The following is a 17,566-nucleotide window of genomic DNA, read 5'->3' on the forward strand; positions in this document are numbered from 1 at the left end:
CCACCTATGAATGTGAATGTAACCGATCATGCCGATTCAGCCTATTCGCTAGCCGAGCAGAGGGCGGCTCAGTATTTTATTTCACTGCAATTGCAGTTCAAAGAACAAACTTATGTATCTACTCTCACTGAAGATATTCAATTATGGAAAAAACATCATATTCATCGCCGCTCATGGTTGTCATTTTTCTCTAGAGGGAAAAGGAAACCTGATTCGCAGGATTATCATAGGTATATAGGCTGGCTGAATCTTAACGGTAAATTGGATGATTATTTAGATCGCAGCGTGTCCTATTTATATATGAGGGATCTGGGCAAAGCCTTGGATTCTACTGATACACAAAACAGGATTCAGCGAATGGTTGCTGACATTAGATCTCAATTGATCCCAGACGATTCAACAACGATAAGAGATCAATCGGAATTTATGAGCTTGGCAGGAGTATATCGCTGGGCGCAGAAAGAAGGCGTCGAGACCGCCACCATCTGGGTGATCGACAAGCTAAAGAACGTATCAACCCATATTCCGCAGGAAATGAATGCTGAACAAGCGCAGCGTAAGTTAATTAAGATCATTATCGGGGTCATTCTGCATGTAATGGAGGAAATGGGGGAGAGTACCCCACCTTTGGAACGTTCTAAGAAGCTTAGCGAAGCCATTAGACTTGGTTATTCTTATGGGCTGACTTACCCTTTTATTGATGATCTTCTCGATTCCAGTGTCTTAACGGTTCAAGAAAAAGAGCAATTTTCCCTCATGATACGCGACGCTATCCTTACTAGATCTGTGCCTGACCTTGGAGAATGGTCCGGAGAGAACATGGAATTCATTCGATACGTACATTCGGAGCTTAGTGAAGCTTTCGAATATATTAAAAGCTATCAACGTCCAGAAATGCAGAACATATTTTTCGAGCAATCCTTTGTATTTTTTCAATCTCAGGAGCTGGACCGTGTTAAGGAACTTTCCAATGCTAAATACACCAATGAAGAGCTTTATATCCCCATTATCTTAAAATCCTCTTCTTCCCGTTTAATTGTCCGATCCGTTATTAGTGCACCTACAGATGATGGATTTGATCAACGCACTTTTTATTATGGTCTTTACAATCAACTGGCTGATGATTTTGCAGATATGTTTGACGATATGAAAGAGGGAGCGGTAACCCCGTATACCTATTTTCTGAAATACCGTGATCAACGTTCAGATTTGATAAACCCTTTTGAATTATACTGGACCGTCATCTCTCATCTAATCCATTCCGTATATCACTCCGATGCCAAAACCCGTGAAGTGATTCTAGATCGAGCAATTAACGGTTTGAAGCGTTGTAAAGAACGTCTGGGTACTGAAAAGTATAAAGAGATTATGGAGATCTTTGCTTCGGGTCAACCCGAATTTAATCGTCTCGTGCAGCAAATGGTGTTGAAAGCTGATGATGTGGATTTTTTTGACAAACTACTAAGAGATCAAATGCTTACGAATTTAAAAAACAACAAGCAGGAAAAGGTGGATTTTCACAATACGATTCAAAAGGTTCGTGGTGAAATCAACAATCAATTGCCAATTAATAAACCTGTTGGGACACCAGCTATGAAAGAAATGTTAATTGATGCAGCCAATTATAGTTTAGAGGGTGATGGCAAGCGAATACGACCTATTCTGACTTGGGTTATGGGGGTGAACGAATACGGATTAGACAGCGCGGCAATTGTGCCGCTTTTGAGGTCTTTGGAATATATGCATACTGCATCCTTAATTTTCGATGATCTGCCCTCTCAGGATAATGCCTCCACTCGAAGAGGCCGTTCAACTCTACATGAGGTGTATAATAGCGCAACGGCGGAATTGACAGGACTCTTTCTAATTCAGAAGTCGATTGAGGAACAGGCATCCCTTTCTACATTCGATGCTAAATCCGTAATTGCTTTAATGCAATATTCAGCTCAAAAGGCGGAAGATACCTGCATGGGGCAAGCGATGGATTTGAATTCTAAAGGAAAAGCATTGACGCTAGAGCAATTAAATATGATTTGTTTCTATAAGACGGGCATTGCGTTCGAAGCTTCACTAGTTATGCCAGCGATTCTCGCACAGGTTAAGGAGACAGAAATTGAAGCTTTGAAGAAATTCGCTTATCATGCGGGGATTGCTTTTCAGATTAAAGATGATTTACTCGACTTGGAAGGGGATTTACAATTACTGGGTAAGCCCACAGGGCAGGATGTTGAGAATAACAATGCAACGTTTGTATCCATTCTGGGTTCAGAAGGCGCTAGAAAAGAGATGTGGGAGCACTATTGTCTTGCCATGGAGGCGCTAAAAGAGATCCCCCGCAATATCAATTTTTTAAAACATCTATTGAATTATATGGTTAATCGTGATCGATAAATATGAAAATGGAGTGTTGGCATCTTTGCCAGCACTTTTTTATGAAAAAAATCAATCGTTTTTACGTTCAACTCCGTCTTACTTATAAGAACATCAGAACGATGACTTTATCCTAATACCGACACTGACAAAAAAAGAGGGGGTGTGGTGAGTGGTGGATAGGACGATGGACGAGGTCAGAATGGTTGATTTTGCCCGAATGGATGAGGAAGTTTTCTTTAAACGCCTGTATGTGGAGCATCGGAAAATGTACACCGTCGCATATAGTTATCTACGGACAGAAGCGGACGCGTTAGAAGTTGTACAAGAGGCTTCATGTCGAGCCTGGATGAAACGTAAGAAGCTTAAAGATGAACAGTCATTTACACCTTGGTTGATTCGAATTACGATCAATTGCTGTATGGATGAACTACGACGAAAAAAACGAGTGATTCCTACGGAGAAGCTGGCAGAGGTTGCAACTCAGGAAATGAAAAGTAACGACCGGATTGATCTGGAACGTGCTCTGAACCGATTAAAGCCCAAATATCGGCATGTGGTACTTCTTAAATATTACAATGACATGACTACAATCGAAATCGCAAAAGTGCTAAAAAAACCTGAAGGTACAATCAAAACCTGGTTACGTGAGGGACTTAAACAGCTTCGTAATGTGCTGAAGTGATATGGGAGGTGAACGGAGTGACAGATAAAGAAGATCGTATTTTGCAGAAAAATGTTAATGAAATGAATCAGAATACTGAAACTTTACAGGAAATGAAAATTTATAACGCGATGCGAAAGGGAATTATGGAAGGAAAAAAACGTGAGAAACGCCGCGTTTATACCGCAGGTTTGGGAGTGATCGCAGCTGCAGCCGCAGCCCTATTATTTACATACTCTTCAATCGGGTTACCGGCCAAGGAAGTGGCTCAACCTTCAGTTCAAACCGCCAGCCCTAAAAATACAGATGATTTTGCAGCGTATCGTTCATTTTCAAGGTTAGAACCAGCGCTTGCTAGTGCTCTGGAACAGAATCTCGTGATGCCGGTGGGTCAGAGCGCGGAAAACAAGGGGTACCGAGTGGATGTAACTGGTGCAGTAACAGATGGAAGGAAGGTGTATATTCTATACAGTGTTCAGAACAATACAGACAAAGAAGTTATACATGCGAATTTTGCGCTTCAATATGAAGGCATACAGGAGTCGAATCTACATAAAGGTGCTGCACTAAGTATGCTTGCCAGCGATAACCTAATTCAACCAGGCCAGTCTAAGGATTTTATATACACTACTAGTCTTTCACCAACGGTTAAATATCCAAAGGAAGTAAACTATAATGTCATTCTCACTGAAACTTCAGATAAGGCGCTACAATCCAGTAGTAATAAGTACCGGACTAATCTGGATGTTGCTTTCGAACTTAATCCTGATATGCTCAAAGCACAGGAAAGAATTCTAAAAACGGATAAAACGCTGACAGTTGACGGGCAAAAGATTAAAGTGAATCTAGTGCAATATACACCGCTTAGTACCTATGTAGATTTGGAGTATGATCTGAACAATGATAAACAAATTTTTCAATTGATTAATCCAGTTCTGATTAATACAAATGGTGGAGCTACCGAAAAATTATTTTACCCCGACATCGTCAACTCAGACAATTCTGAAGTCTATTCGGACAACTCCAAGTTCACGCTGGTGTTCAGGAACAGCCAGAGCAGTCTAAACCGTCAGCCAGACACCGTTTCATTAAAAACCTTTGGTATCTCGGCAGTGGAAAAGAATAAAATGAAAATTGTTGTCGATCTCAATAAGCAGCAAATCATTGAAGCACCGGGAAGTGGCCTTGAGCTTGTTGTTCCAACGCAAGAGAATTATGCAGATGAAGGAGAGATCTTGTTGCGGCATACAATTACTGATGCCGAATATTTAAAATACTACACTAGACTTGCTGAGACTTTTACTGATGCGGAAGGAAATGTGCATAAAAGAGCAATCAAAACAACTTCGGCAGGAAACTTCGGTGGTTACATGACTTCAAAGGAGGGTACAGCCGTGGATGAAATGCGTTATACTTTTGGAAAGGGAGCGAAAGATTATCCTCAACCCCTAACGATTATGCTAGAGAAATATATCAATCCGATTATGGATACGCAAGCCGTAGAGTTATTTACTAAGTAATAGATTAAGCTTAACGATTAATAATCTTGTATTAGTTGTAATCCTATAGGAGGTAGTTATGCGTAATTATAACACTGTAATCTTTGATGTGGATGGAACCTTAATTGATACAGAAATCGCTGTTTTGAGTTCTCTGCAAAAGATGTTAAAGGTGGATCACAACAGAGAGTACGAATTGTCAGAGCTCTATTTTGTGTTAGGTATTCCCGGTTCAGCTTCTTTACCACAACTTGGGATCGAAGATATTCATGAAGGTAATGAGAGATGGAATGTTTTCATGAAAGATTTCTATGATACTATTAACATCTTTGACGGAATTGTAGATGTAATGAGTTCATTACAGTCAAAAGAGATCGTTCAAGGAATTGTGACTTCCAAGACAAGAGATGAGCTAAATGACGATTTCGTTCCATTTGGCTTAACTAAATATTTATCATATACCGTTATCGCAGAAGATACAGCAAAGCATAAGCCACATCCAGACCCCTTGCTAGAATTTATTAGAGTATCAAAAGCAAACCCTGAATCATCTATTTACATAGGGGATACGATTTATGATTATGAATGTGCAAGAGATGCTGGTGTCGATTTTGGATTAGCTTTATGGGGATGCAAGCAGCATGAGCATATTCCCGCGAAATATAAATTTGAAACTCCGCAGGATATTTTAAAGCTGCAATTGTAAAGTGAATAGGGTGAATATATAGCAGAGCGGCATTTTGCCCTCTGTTTTTTTAATGGAAAAACCTTCATTGTATGTTCTTAACATTGACTCTTCTCTATCTTATCGTTAATATTACCTCTGTGCTTCATTGCCCAAAAGCCTAAAAGCTTAAAAGCTTAAAAGTAAGGAAGAACCGCAATCTCCGAATTTTATCCCAATCACAATGTTAAGGAGCACTATCGTTATGGACCGTCAGCTTAGTTTTTCAAAAAGTATGATAATCATCGCTTTTATTTTCGCACTTCTTTTTGTATCTATTTTCCTATTGAAAGCAGAACCTCATATCCCTCTTCTCGCAACCACAGTTGGCACAGCAGTCTTATTGGGTTTATTTGGCGTGTCATGGAAAGATATTGAGGCAGCTATCATTAAAGGCATCCAAACAGCTATAATGCCCATTCTTATCCTCATGCTAATCGGAATATTGATCGCTGTATGGATGATGAGTGGTACGGTGCCTACACTTTTATTTTATGGTATGGATTATATTAATCCGAACTACTTTGCAGTAAGCGCGTTATATGTCACAATTGTCGTCTCTATGTTTACTGGAAGCTCATTCACCACCGTTAGCACGATCGGCGTAGCATTGATGGGTATTGCTTTGACGACAGGGATTTCTCCCACACTTGCTGCTGGAGCGATCATTTGCGGAGCTTGTTTTGGTGATAAAATGTCACCTTTATCTGATACGACGAATTTTGCACCTGCAGTGGTAGGTATATCCTTGTTCACACATATTCGTAATATGATGTACACAACGATTCCGGCGCTTATAATAACTACTGTCTTTTTCTTGTTCGCACCAAAAGCCGATGCGATTGATTTATCGTCGATTCAGGGGATTAAGTTTGCTCTACAAGATGGATTTCATATCCACTGGTTAACGTTGATCTCACCACTTGCCGTTATTATTTGCTCAATCAAACGAATCCCAATCCTTCCTACACTGATGGTTGGCATTGTCACTGGTCTTCTGGTGACCGCTATTATTCAGCAGCAGGCAGAAATCGGTGTCTGGTTCAGTGTGATGCAGAATGGATACGAAAGTACTATTGCCAATGAAACCGTTGCTTCTATCGTTAACCGAGGTGGAATGCAATCAATGATGAGTTCAATTTCACTTATCTTGATTGCTTTATCATTAGGCGGACTAATACAACATTGTGGTGTCATAGAGGCTTTTTTTCGCAAAATCATTCAACCCCTCAAACGTAAAAGCAGTATCGTGCTTATGAGCGGTGCATCATCCATTGCGGTTAATGGGATGACTGGTGAACAGTATCTTTCTATTTTGTTGCCCGGTCAAATGTTCAAAGATGAATATAATCGCCGAGGCATTCCAGCAAAGACACTATCCCGTACGTTAGAGGATTGTGGAACCCTTGTTAATCCTTTAATTCCTTGGGGAGTTAGCGGTGCTTTTTTCGCTGCTACACTAGGTGTTCCGGTAATTGAATATATACCTTATGCCATCCTTCTGTGGTTAAGCCCATTCATCACGTTTGCGTATGCTTTGATCCCGAAGCTGCAAAAGAACTCGTTAGGCTAACCTTCTCTGAAAGAATGTATTTATTGAACGGATATAAAGAATAATAAGAGTGATTTCTGATTTATATCTGGGGAATTCAGCGGGGGTATTGCTAGTGAGTCGCAATAAGTTGCAGGATAGAATCAGGTTAGCAAATGTCGAGACTAAACATGCAGAGCAATTTAATAATTTATTACGTTATGTATTTCAAGTGACGAATCGTGATTTACAAATCTTTGGTTGGGAAAATCGTGAAATCACCCAAGCGAAGCTGCCAGTTCTAAAGTATGCTGATGTGGTCGGTTGGTTTGATGGTGATAAATTGATTTCACAGTTAGCAGTATACCCATTTCAAGTAAATATTTTTGGGCGAATTTATGAGATGGGTGGCCTGACGGGCGTTGGAACCTATCCCGAATATGCTAATTTAGGTTTAATGAATAAGCTGATGTTGCATGCATTAACTAAAATGCGGGGCCGCAAGCAATCAATTTCTTATCTATTTCCGTATTCTATTCCGTATTATAGGCGGAAAGGCTGGGAGATCATTACCGATAAAATCTCATTTGAAGTTCCGGATACCCAGCTGCCGAAAACTAAAAAAGTTCCTGGGAACGTGGAGCGGGTAACTATTGAACATCCAGATATCAAGGAGATATATGATCAGTTCTCCATGCAGCATCATGGAGCTATGCTTCGAAATAAGTTGGCTTGGGAAGAATATTTACGCTGGGATCTGGATGAAATGACAGTGGGCATCTACTATAACAATGAAGATTTGCCCACAGGGTATTTGTTGTATTGGGTTGCTGAGGAGATCTTTTACATCAAAGAAATGGTATATATTAACGAAGAAGCTCGCGTGGGATTATGGAACTTTATAAGTGCACATTTTTCGATGATTACTCTTGTCAAAGGGGATATTTATAAAGGGGAGCCGCTTTCCTTCGTTTTAGATGATGGTGACATCAAGGAAACCATTGCTCCTTATTTTATGGCCCGGATAGTGGATGTGCAATTATTTATCGAACAGTATCCGTTTAAAAAACAGGATAAAGATGGTTGCCTTATCTTCACCTTGAGTGATCCGATGCTGGAATGGAACCGGGGTACATTTACGCTTAATGTGGATAAAGATGGAACAGGTGTTTTGCACGCAGGAGGGACTAACCCTTCCTTGTTGATTGACATTCCTACTTTAACCACGATGTTAATGGGCTATAAGCGACCTACCTATTTGGCTAGGATCGGTCGGATCCAGGCAGATGAAGCTACAGTTCAATTCCTGGAAGGGTTAATCAGGCCAGAACATCCCTATTTCTCTGATTATTTTTAAAAAGCATACTCTAATGAGTGTGCTTTTTTGTTCTTTTATAGTAGAATTGATTCTCGGCAACACTAAATGATATGGGGTGTAAGAATGGCGATTAATTTCACCAAACCAATGATCCAAAGGTTAGAACAAGAAATCATAGAGGTAGAGAGCAAGCTCAAAAACGTGAAGAACAAGAAAGAAAAATCCAAATTCAAAATTAATCAATTAGAACAGGATATGAAATTTAGCAAGTCTCACACAGATTTGAGCAGTAAAATGACGCGAATCAAAAAGCTTAACGATGAAATTAAGAACATGAATCGCCTGCAAGCTGATCTTTCCAAAGAATTAACAGCAAAGAAAAACTCGTTAAAAAAACTCCAGCTAAATGGAACCGCACCTACTACAATTGATTCCACAAAAGGATAGTCGATCATGGCTGCACAGATGAAAAACCGCGTAATTGGCGGTTTTTATTTTTTTACCAGCTCATTTGTTTCTCTCCTTAACAAGGAAATCTCATGCTTATAGGGTGCGTTTACATATTTCTTTTCACCGATGGAGGGAGTCTCTAGGAGTTTGGGAATGGTTGATAGTTGAGGATGGTGGACCACATATCGAAGCGCCTGAAGGCCGATATATCCGTGTCCTATATTTTCGTGCCTGTCTTTATGTGAGCCCATAATATTCTTTGAATCATTGACGTGAATTACCTTTAGTCGCTCTATTCCGATCAATCGATCAAATTTATCCAATATGCCATCAAAATCTTCTTAACCGGCATCATGGATATGGCAAGTATCCAAACAAATTGATAGGCGCTCATTATGGGTCACTCCATCAATAATAGCTGCAAGTTCTTCAAAAGAGACTCCACATTCACTACCTTTTCCAGCCATAGTTTCTAATGAAACCTGAACATTTCGTTTATCTGTTAGCACTTCGTTTAAGCCTTCCACGATCCGAGAGATTCCAGCTTGAGAGCCAGCACCAACATGGGATCCAGGATGTAGGACGATTTGGGTTGAACCCAAAGCTTCTGTTCTTATGATTTCTGATTGAAGAAACTCTATACTATGCTCAAAGACCTGTGCCGAAAGTGTATTTCCTAAGTTAACAATAAATGGAGCGTGTACAATAATATTAGAAATACCGTTATCTCTCATATGAGCATGTCCTGCTTCAATATTCAAAGCTTCAATGGGTTTGCGGCGTGTATTTTGTGGGGCTCCGGTATAAAAAAGGAAGGTGGTCGCTCCATAAGAGGCTGCCTCTTCACTAGCTCGAAGGAGCATTTTTGTTCCGGTCATAGACACATGAGAGCCTAGGAGTAAAGACATCGGGGTTGACACTTCCTTTTCTCTGAAAAGAGAGCCATATTTAGTCACTATATATCCTATATGTCTATTATTATTTGTGAATTACCCGGATTATATGTATTGGTATTACAAGAAAGTAGGATGTTTTTTAGGGAAGATCAAGGTTGTCTCATCTGATTTATTATTTATGAGAGACAACCTTAGCGACCCGGAATTTAGCGCTAATTAGCGGCGGAAATAGTCTCACCTTGAATTGGTTTTAAATTTTGCTCCCATTTAACTCTGATTGCCCGGGAAGTGAATAGATCAGCTCCATCTGAGATTTGGAAGTGTAGATGGGCCTCGCTCGTATTACCAGAATTACCTGTTAAGCCAATAACTTCACCTTTTTCGACTTTATCCCCCGGTTTTACAGTAACTGACCCTTGTTTGAGATGCGCCAAATGACTATATTCCCCGCCATGATCAATGACAACGATATTTCCGGTAGCTTGATTCGGATTCATGACCCCAACTGGCTCATTGTCTTTAATGTCATTCACAACCGATACAACGGTGCCGTCCGCTGGAGCGAGAATGTTTTTGCCAAAGGCATAATAGCTTTCATTTTTTAGTGGATCTCCTGTATAGGAATAGTTATTTTTGGTTTGTATAAAATCGTAAGCGTACCGCTGGATTTCTAACTCATAATGATAATTCACAAGCACATTTTCACCACCCCAAAATACATACCAATCTCCCTCAAACGGCAGTGCGTATTCATGTTTGCTTAGTACATTGTCGGTTTCAGGAGAAGGGGTAAGCTCTTGAACTTGAATTAATGTAATCCTCCCATCCGGATCAAACATCCCGACAAGCCCCTTATTGCCAGCATCACTAACCCATGTGCGTCGATCAAATCCATTAAGCTGCATGGTCGATGCCTTTTCCAATGTATGGATACCCTTAGTGAATTCTTTTCCTGTCTCTGTTAATTCTGCTTCACTTATTTCATCTTTTAAAGGCTGATTAAAGCGGGCATACAACTCCTTGTACTTCCCGTCCAGTAGAATCTTTGATAATTCATCTGGAGAAAATCCGCTCAGAATGGCAACTGTGGCCGGGCTTGTTGTCTGCTCCGCCTTTTCAGTAGTCGGCACATCTGCATTCTCTCCTCCACAGGCAGCCATTAATAAAGACAGTGACCCTACAGCCAAGGCAGTTCTTGTATTCAAAATAACTTTATGAATGATTTTTTTAGGTTTTTTGTTCATATATATCGCCTCCCAGTATTACGATTGTAGCAGTCTATCCTTAGCTCTTCTGAAATTCTATATTAACACTTACATAATTTACTAGCTATTTAATGAATACGAATTAAGCTTCCGTTAAGATTAGTAAGATTGCTAGCCAAAAAAATCATGCTATGATGTTAAAAACGTCTATTGTGAAAGGGAAAATTTATATGAATGAGGCTTCAATTTTATTGGTTGATGATGAGGTATCGCTTTTAGACATTATGGAGACAGTGCTGCGTAAGGAAGGCTACGTCAATATAGATACAGTGCAAACAGGTGAAGAAGCAGTAAGTGCCTGTGAATCCAAAAAATATGATTTAATTGTGCTGGATGTAATGCTGCCCGGACGAAGTGGTATCGAAATCTGCCCTTTTATCCGTCAGACGACGGATGCCCCTATTCTTTTTCTGACTGCTCGAACGTCTGATTTCGATAAATTAACGGGATTTGCTATAGGCGGAGATGATTATATTACCAAGCCCTTTAACCCGCTTGAAGTGGTGGCTCGTATAAGAGCACAGCTGCGGAGATATTTTGCTTCTGCTAACCAACAGGCTACTGGCAAGAGTGTAGAAATAGTCCCCCATAAATCTGCAAATGTATATGATTACGGAAGGTTTAAGCTAGATGAGACAGCGGGAGAACTCCTGGTAGAGGGTCAGTCTGTTGCTTGTCCGGCACTTGTATTTCAACTGCTGGTCTTCTTATGCAAACATCCCAATCAGATTTTCAGCAAAAGTGAGTTATATGAGAAAGTATGGGGCGATGAAGCACTGAGCGATGATAATACGGTCATGGTTCATATTCATCGAATTAGAGAACGTATCGAAGCAGACCCGTCCGATCCAAAATTTATTGTTAACGTTAGGGGTCTTGGTTATAAGCTGGTGAAGGTAGACCGCCAGGAGTTGTCCATGCCATGAATATCAAACGTCGGTTAACGTTAAGGTTCGTTCTACAGCTAGCAATTACGGGAATGGTTGTTCTCGCTATTGCAGCAGTAACGTTTACTTGGATGCTGTTGCGTTTTCTCGATATCAGTATTACGCGTGATTTTGCTAATGTTGGCTTAGAGCAACTGGTTGAATCCTCCAAAATCGATGAGAAGGGCATTCAATTTTCCCCGAGCTTGCTGGAGCAAGTGAAGAAGAATAAGGGCTGGCTGCAAAATATCGATGAAAATGGAAAAGTTGAAAGTGCCTACAACACTCCAAAAGATGTCCCAATTCAATATGGACCGGGTGAAGTAGTCGCCTATTGGACAGGGACTCAGCCTTTTCCGTATACTCTGGCTGTATGGATTCAAGAGAAAAATGGGAGACAATTCACGCTTCTTTATGGCGCGCCAAATATACTAGATCCTCTGTTAAAAAAAATGAGCGAAGGTACATTTGATGCAGTAGATGGAGATCTGGTTCTGCCTGATTCGATTGAAAGAGAAATTAAATCATCACAGGCTTTTGTTCAACTCATCGATTCATCGGGTACGGAGCTGCTCTCCTATAATAGGCCAAAGATGATTCCCACCAAGTACTCAGTGCCAGAGCTAGCACTACGCACTCTCTACAGTGAACGTTACGGCTATCATGTCCGATCTTCTTTTGATAAACAAACGGGCCAAACATGGATCGTTGGACAACCGAACGTAAAGGGTGCAGATACAGGACAAAAGGTATGGGTACCTGAAGAGGTTAAAATTGTCATTAAAGGCTCATTAGCAATGCTCGCGGCTTTATTGCTTGCATTTATATTGCTATCTTTATGGCAAGCTCATAGGTTTGGAGCGCCAATGCTGCATATGCTTGTATGGCTCGATTCTATTGGAAATGCCATATATACAGAGCCTTTGGACCGTAAAGGAAATCGTCGTAGTCGAACACACGTAGGTATATGGAGGCGGAGATACCGGGTTTTTTCTGATGTAATGGTCTCCATAGAGAAATTATCTGCTAATTTGCAGAGAGATCAGACGTTGCGGCAACAAACAGAGAATTTGAGGGAAGAATGGATCGCAGGTGTTACACATGATTTAAAAACTCCTTTATCTTCTATAACTGGTTATGCCCATTTACTGGCGGAGCCTTCTTATGATTGGTCGAAAGAGGAAGTTCGCAAGTTTACAAGGACGATGCTAGATAAATCAGCCCATATGGACATGCTGATCAGTGATCTTGCCATGACCTATCGGCTAAAAACAGGGATCAAGCCACCAGAGCTGATGGAAGTGGAATTGAACTCTTGGTTACATCAAACCCTTGATCAAGCTGCTGCAAATCCCGAATACGGGAAGCAGCGAATTATATTTGTGCCGGCACCAAACGAAGTGAGAGCCCGATTGTATACTCCATGGCTAGAGCGGGTTGTGAACAATTTGACTGCGAATGCTTTACTTCATAACCCCTCGGATACGATTTTAACGGTTTCGCTTACTATGAATGATTTGGACAGTGGATTTACTATTCAATTTTCCGATGATGGCGATGGAATGGATGAAGTCACACTTAACCGATTATTTGAACGTTATTATCGAGGAACGGACACCGTATCTAGCTCCAACGGATCCGGCCTTGGCATGGCGATCTCCAAGGGATTAATCGAATGTATGGAGGGCAGGATTGCTGTTGAGAGTAGCCCTGGACAAGGAACCATTATTAAGTTGAGTTGGAGCTAATCATAGAACCAGCGTTTTTCCTAACGGAAATGACGGTGGTTTTTTGTTCTGAATATAATTTTTTAATTCTCCTGTTTATTATCCAGCCAGAGTTGGGATCATAAATAAGTTGACATCCAAACTGATTGTAACTACAATAGTTACAGGTAGTGGTTAAAATAAATTTATCATCCTAATTTGAGGAGGAAGTAAAAATGAAAATAGCAATAACAGGAGCAACAGGTCAATTCGGATCATTGGTGATAGAAGCTTTACTTAAAACTGTACCCGCAAGTGATCTTGTAGTTAGTGTGCGGAACCCAGAAAAAGCAAGTGATCTTCAGGCACGTGGAGTGGAAGTCCGTCATGGTGATTTTGATCAACCTGAGACGCTGGAATCAGCATTTGCCGGTGTGGATCGATTATTAATTGTATCTGCAGATGGTGATAATGAAACCCGGATTCGTCAACATAAAGCAGCTGTTGCTGCTGCGGAAAAAGCAGGCGTCGGCTTCATTGCCTACACAAGTGTAGGACAAGCAGACAAGAGTGAGCTATTTCTTGCTGAAGTTCACCGCATCACCGAAGAAGCTATTCGCGCAACTGGCATTCCTTACAGCTTCCTCCGTAATAACTGGTATTTGGAGAATGAGATCGGCTCCATTCAAGGTGCTCTAGCAGGTGCCCCATGGGTGACTTCAGCAGGGAATGGTAAAGTTGGCTGGGCTACACGCGGAGATTATGCAGAAGCTGCAGCAAATGTTCTGACAGGTGACGGACATGAGAACACAGTGTATGAATTGTCTGGCAACCCTTTAACACAAGAAGAATTGACTGAGATCATAGGCAGTGTAATCGGTAAAGAAATCAAAGTAATCCAGGTTGACGACGAGGCTTATGCCAAGACCATGTCGGAGGTGGGTGTCCCAGAAGCTGTGCTTCCAATAGTTGTAGCTATACAACGTGGGATTCGTGAAGGTTGGCTTAATATTGAAAGTAGCGATTTAGAGAAACTGCTGAAACGTTCAGCTACTCCTCTTGCGGATGTCATTCGTGTTATGGTCGGTAATTTACAAGCATAATAATATAAAAGATAAAAGGCTTCCTCGAGGTTGAAAAACCAGTGAGGAGGGCTTTTTTTGTGTTGATAGAGGATGAATCAAATACATAACTTTTCACTATTTTGCCTTGTTCATAATTGTGTTAGTTTAGTTTAACTAGTTATACTAAAAGAAATGGAAGATACTTTGAGTGAGTACATAATCTGGCGAATAAGCGAAGGAGATGATTACAAATGAAAAGAAATATCTTGGTGGTATCGGGAGTGGCGGTTGTTGCATTAGGTGCGTATTTGTTATTGGGAGGTATCGATAAGGATACGCCTTCAGCACAAGATACAACCGACATTAAGCAATTAGTGCAAGAATATAGTTCAAGCAGTCTGGAAAACCTGTCCGCGTCTATCACTTCTGAGCAACTTATTGTAACCGATAGTAACAATAAAGAGAAAACTTACGACTTGCCTAAAGATGAGTTTTTTGTTTCTATAGCTCCATATGTGGAGAATACGCATCCTTGCGCAACACATAGCTTGACTGGCTGCCAAGGGGAATTAACGGATGATGAGTTTAAAGTATATATCGAAGACAGCGAAGGCAATGTGATTGTGGATCAAGAAATGAAATCGCTATCTAACGGATTTATTGATCTTTGGTTGCCCCGGGACAAACAATATAACGTAACCATTGAGCAGGACGGAAAAACAGCAAAATCTGAGCTTTCCACTTTTAAGAGTGATAATACATGTGTTACAACTATGCAATTGGCAGAAAGTATCTAAAAAGTTGTAGGGAGAAGACTTGGAAAGCGAATGCTCAGAAGGATGTTTCTTAAGCGATGTCGAATTCGTTATTCATAATCCAATTTGATCTTTCTTCTGATGTATTCTGTATTGGACTTTCGCCAAATGTCCATCGTATCGGACTCCATTGCAGCTATTTTAGATTTTCGCTGCATTTTTCAAGCTTATCGGACTGCATAGCTCTTATTGGCTTGTAATGGCACAGAATTGGAGTGTATTTAGGGAAATAACTGCATCTGGGTCCGATAACCTGGTGAAATGCTATAAATCTACGAAATAAGTGCACCTCGGTCCGATCTAGCGGAGAGTTAGAAAGTGTTTGGGAAAAGAAATCAAAAGTATCACACGAATGATCAAAAGAAATTGCTTTACAGAAGAGAGGAGAGAGCTGAATGGTTAAAGAGCTGATCATTGGGGATGTTTTGCAAGAGCTGGCTGGTACACGTCGGATACTGGAGAAGCTGCCTCAAGAGAATATGACATGGAAACCACACTCTAAGTCAATGAGCCTGGGTGGGCTGGCCACACACCTCGTTAACCTTCTGAGCTGGCAATCTGCAATTCTACTTTACTCGGAGTTTGATTTGGCATCTGTGGCATATCGACGAGAAGCACTGGAGAGTCCCGACGCGGTTCTACAAGAGTTCGACCTGAAAGCTCGTGAGATTGAGGAATTAATTACTGCAAGCAATGTGGAGATGCTCGGCGCGGAGTGGACCTTGCGGAACGGGGAGCAGATCATCCGTCGTCAGACACGGGCAGCTGCGCTTCGTACCATCGGATTGAATCATATGGTTCACCACCGGGCGCAGCTTGGAGTTTATCTGCGGCTGCTTGACGTGCCGGTACCTGGTCTTTACGGACCCTCGGCTGATGATTTAGAATTAGCAAACGGTGAAGGTTGATAAGTGAGGAAGCCCTGCACTGCCAAGTAAGTTCAACATATAGCTCTTACCTGATATATTGGAGTATTAAGTTACCTCCAAACATACGGTAATGGGCTTATTTACTTTTTTCTAGTATTACACTAAATAAAACTCACGGAGGATCGGAAAGTTTGGGTTGACACTTTAGCTAATTTGGAGATATTATAGATTCATTAAGTCTATGATGGAACGAATATTTTTTTGGTTTAATAATAGATAAAAAGAGTCTTTAATATCTGCATATAGGAGATGATTCATATGATTTACGATTGCATTATTGTTGGTGGTGGACCCGCAGGCTTGAACGCAGCCCTTGTTCTTGGTAGGGCAAGAAGAAAAGTAGCTTTAATTGATAATAATCAGCCAAGGAATGCTGTTACCCATGCATCACATGGTTTTATTACAAGAGACGGGGTTACACCAGCCGAGTTTCGTCGCATTGCGTATGAAGAGGTACTACGTTATCCGTCTGTTAAGCATATCCAGACTGAGATTATTTTGATTAACAAAATTGATTCTGGATTTGCGGTACATGATTCGTTTGGTCGTCACATTGAAGCTCGCAGATTGATTTTGGCGACTGGGTTAAAAGAGGTCCTTCCTGAGATAGAGGGCTTACGACCATTATACGGAAAAAGTCTGTTTAATTGCCCGTATTGTGACGGCTGGGAACTACGAGATCAACCCCTTGTCGTTGTTTGCGAAAATCCACATGTTTTTCATATGGCTAAAATGCTGCTCAATTGGAGTAAAGATTTGGTTATCTGCACGAACGGCAAGACATTCCTTTCAGATGAACAGAAAAAAAGTCTTGAGGCTAAGGGAGTTGTAGTCAATGAACAAACAGTTTCCTCTTTTATGGGTCATGACGGGCAACTTCAGGCGGTTCGTTTTGCAGATGGTACTGAGATCTTAAGAACGGGAGGGTTTATTTCTCCGAATTTGATCCAAACGGCATCAATGGTAGATCATTTGACTGTAGAGCGGAATGATTCTGGTGGGTTTAGCACGGATGGGTCGGGGAGAACCTCGATTCCAGGATTATATTCGGCTGGAGATGTTTCTTATTTTATGCCTTCTCAGTTAGTGTTTGCCGCGGCTGACGGGAGTCGGACAGCTATGAGTGTAAATATGGATCTTACAGAAGAAGAATTTGAACTTTTTTAACGAATTATGGGTAGGAAGTTGAAAATAATAAGTATGCATGATAACATAATTACAAATTAATGATCGGAGTTGAAAAGTATAGTGTAGTAATTATTCTTGCGTCCCATGATGAATAAAACAACAACAATGGTTTATTTCGTTTGTTTTATTCTTTATATGCAAGAAAGTTACTACTTCTTTTCACTCGAAAATATATCCATATCTAACTCCATTTGGGGCTGGATTTGCTGTATTTATTTGAG

14 protein-coding genes and 1 pseudogene are annotated in these 17,566 nt (G+C 40.8%); 13 read left to right on the forward strand and 2 right to left on the reverse strand.

Annotated elements, in window-relative coordinates:
* The first annotated feature begins 6 nt into the window (after window positions 1–6).
* The 7 genes from MHI32_RS14540 to MHI32_RS14570 all read left to right on the forward strand — a co-directional run bounded on the left by MHI32_RS14540 (window position 7) and on the right by MHI32_RS14570 (window position 8,553).
* The gene (locus MHI32_RS14540; protein WP_340012593.1) at window positions 7–2,391 is read left to right on the forward strand and encodes a polyprenyl synthetase family protein; all 2,385 of its coding nucleotides are present in this window, start codon (window positions 7–9) and stop codon (window positions 2,389–2,391) included.
* A 166-nt stretch (window positions 2,392–2,557) separates the two neighbouring features.
* Complete coding sequence (locus tag MHI32_RS14545) at window positions 2,558–3,055, forward strand: RNA polymerase sigma factor (protein ID WP_076125874.1); 498 nt, start codon at window positions 2,558–2,560, stop codon at window positions 3,053–3,055.
* A 17-nt stretch (window positions 3,056–3,072) separates the two neighbouring features.
* Window positions 3,073–4,554 (forward strand): DUF4179 domain-containing protein, encoded by a 1,482-nt coding sequence (locus MHI32_RS14550; RefSeq protein WP_340012594.1) that lies wholly within the window; start codon window positions 3,073–3,075, stop codon window positions 4,552–4,554.
* Window positions 4,555–4,612: 58 nt separating this feature from the next.
* On the forward strand, window positions 4,613–5,239 hold the full coding sequence (locus tag MHI32_RS14555) for an HAD family hydrolase (protein WP_076278432.1): 627 nt from the start codon (window positions 4,613–4,615) through the stop codon (window positions 5,237–5,239).
* Between the two features lie 223 nt (window positions 5,240–5,462).
* Window positions 5,463–6,830 (forward strand): Na+/H+ antiporter NhaC, encoded by a 1,368-nt coding sequence (gene nhaC, locus MHI32_RS14560; protein ID WP_340012596.1) that lies wholly within the window; start codon window positions 5,463–5,465, stop codon window positions 6,828–6,830.
* A gap of 94 nt (window positions 6,831–6,924) precedes the next feature.
* The gene (locus MHI32_RS14565) at window positions 6,925–8,145 is read left to right on the forward strand and encodes a GNAT family N-acetyltransferase (protein WP_076280668.1); all 1,221 of its coding nucleotides are present in this window, start codon (window positions 6,925–6,927) and stop codon (window positions 8,143–8,145) included.
* A gap of 84 nt (window positions 8,146–8,229) precedes the next feature.
* The gene (locus MHI32_RS14570; protein ID WP_076302052.1) at window positions 8,230–8,553 is read left to right on the forward strand and encodes a hypothetical protein; all 324 of its coding nucleotides are present in this window, start codon (window positions 8,230–8,232) and stop codon (window positions 8,551–8,553) included.
* Window positions 8,554–8,597: 44 nt separating this feature from the next.
* On the opposite strand, the pseudogene MHI32_RS14575 reads toward MHI32_RS14570, so the two are convergent.
* Together MHI32_RS14575 and MHI32_RS14580 are read right to left on the reverse strand one after the other, a co-directional pair.
* Window positions 8,598–9,464: pseudogene (locus MHI32_RS14575) on the reverse strand (deoxyribonuclease IV).
* 200 nt (window positions 9,465–9,664) lie between these two features.
* Window positions 9,665–10,696 carry a M23 family metallopeptidase gene (locus tag MHI32_RS14580; RefSeq protein ID WP_340012598.1) on the reverse strand — a complete coding sequence of 344 codons (1,032 nt, stop codon included), beginning with the start codon at window positions 10,694–10,696 and terminating at the stop codon, window positions 9,665–9,667.
* Window positions 10,697–10,887: 191 nt separating this feature from the next.
* On the opposite strand from MHI32_RS14580, the gene MHI32_RS14585 reads away from it, so the two are divergent.
* From MHI32_RS14585 to MHI32_RS14610, 6 genes are all read left to right on the forward strand, one after another.
* On the forward strand, window positions 10,888–11,643 hold the full coding sequence (locus tag MHI32_RS14585; RefSeq protein WP_036677929.1) for a response regulator transcription factor: 756 nt from the start codon (window positions 10,888–10,890) through the stop codon (window positions 11,641–11,643).
* Window positions 11,640–13,391, forward strand: coding sequence for a HAMP domain-containing sensor histidine kinase (locus tag MHI32_RS14590; RefSeq protein WP_340012600.1), 1,752 nt, complete (start codon window positions 11,640–11,642; stop codon window positions 13,389–13,391). Before MHI32_RS14585 ends, MHI32_RS14590 begins: the two co-directional genes overlap by 4 nt.
* A 194-nt stretch (window positions 13,392–13,585) precedes the next feature.
* Window positions 13,586–14,452 (forward strand): SDR family oxidoreductase, encoded by an 867-nt coding sequence (locus tag MHI32_RS14595; protein ID WP_340012601.1) that lies wholly within the window; start codon window positions 13,586–13,588, stop codon window positions 14,450–14,452.
* Between the two features lie 212 nt (window positions 14,453–14,664).
* Complete coding sequence (locus MHI32_RS14600; RefSeq protein WP_076217553.1) at window positions 14,665–15,210, forward strand: CueP family metal-binding protein; 546 nt, start codon at window positions 14,665–14,667, stop codon at window positions 15,208–15,210.
* A 413-nt stretch (window positions 15,211–15,623) separates the two neighbouring features.
* Window positions 15,624–16,136 (forward strand): DinB family protein, encoded by a 513-nt coding sequence (locus MHI32_RS14605; RefSeq protein ID WP_076125721.1) that lies wholly within the window; start codon window positions 15,624–15,626, stop codon window positions 16,134–16,136.
* Between the two features lie 279 nt (window positions 16,137–16,415).
* Complete coding sequence (locus MHI32_RS14610; protein ID WP_076280663.1) at window positions 16,416–17,324, forward strand: NAD(P)/FAD-dependent oxidoreductase; 909 nt, start codon at window positions 16,416–16,418, stop codon at window positions 17,322–17,324.
* The last annotated feature ends 242 nt before the right edge of the window (window positions 17,325–17,566 follow it).

The organism is Paenibacillus sp. FSL H7-0690, assembly GCF_037980415.1.
GTDB lineage: Bacteria > Bacillota > Bacilli > Paenibacillales > Paenibacillaceae > Paenibacillus_AQ > Paenibacillus_AQ odorifer.

Coding starts and splice junctions, on each gene's coding strand:
- MHI32_RS14570 (WP_076302052.1), top strand. CDS start 8,230: ATGGCGATTAATTTCACCAAACCAATGATCCAAAGGTTAGAACAAGAA.
- MHI32_RS14605 (WP_076125721.1), top strand. CDS start 15,624: ATGGTTAAAGAGCTGATCATTGGGGATGTTTTGCAAGAGCTGGCTGGT.
- MHI32_RS14555 (WP_076278432.1), top strand. CDS start 4,613: ATGCGTAATTATAACACTGTAATCTTTGATGTGGATGGAACCTTAATT.
- nhaC (WP_340012596.1), top strand. CDS start 5,463: ATGGACCGTCAGCTTAGTTTTTCAAAAAGTATGATAATCATCGCTTTT.
- MHI32_RS14610 (WP_076280663.1), top strand. CDS start 16,416: ATGATTTACGATTGCATTATTGTTGGTGGTGGACCCGCAGGCTTGAAC.
- MHI32_RS14585 (WP_036677929.1), top strand. CDS start 10,888: ATGAATGAGGCTTCAATTTTATTGGTTGATGATGAGGTATCGCTTTTA.
- MHI32_RS14580 (WP_340012598.1), bottom strand. CDS start 10,696: ATGAACAAAAAACCTAAAAAAATCATTCATAAAGTTATTTTGAATACA.
- MHI32_RS14540 (WP_340012593.1), top strand. CDS start 7: ATGAATGTGAATGTAACCGATCATGCCGATTCAGCCTATTCGCTAGCC.
- MHI32_RS14545 (WP_076125874.1), top strand. CDS start 2,558: ATGGACGAGGTCAGAATGGTTGATTTTGCCCGAATGGATGAGGAAGTT.
- MHI32_RS14595 (WP_340012601.1), top strand. CDS start 13,586: ATGAAAATAGCAATAACAGGAGCAACAGGTCAATTCGGATCATTGGTG.
- MHI32_RS14590 (WP_340012600.1), top strand. CDS start 11,640: ATGAATATCAAACGTCGGTTAACGTTAAGGTTCGTTCTACAGCTAGCA.
- MHI32_RS14600 (WP_076217553.1), top strand. CDS start 14,665: ATGAAAAGAAATATCTTGGTGGTATCGGGAGTGGCGGTTGTTGCATTA.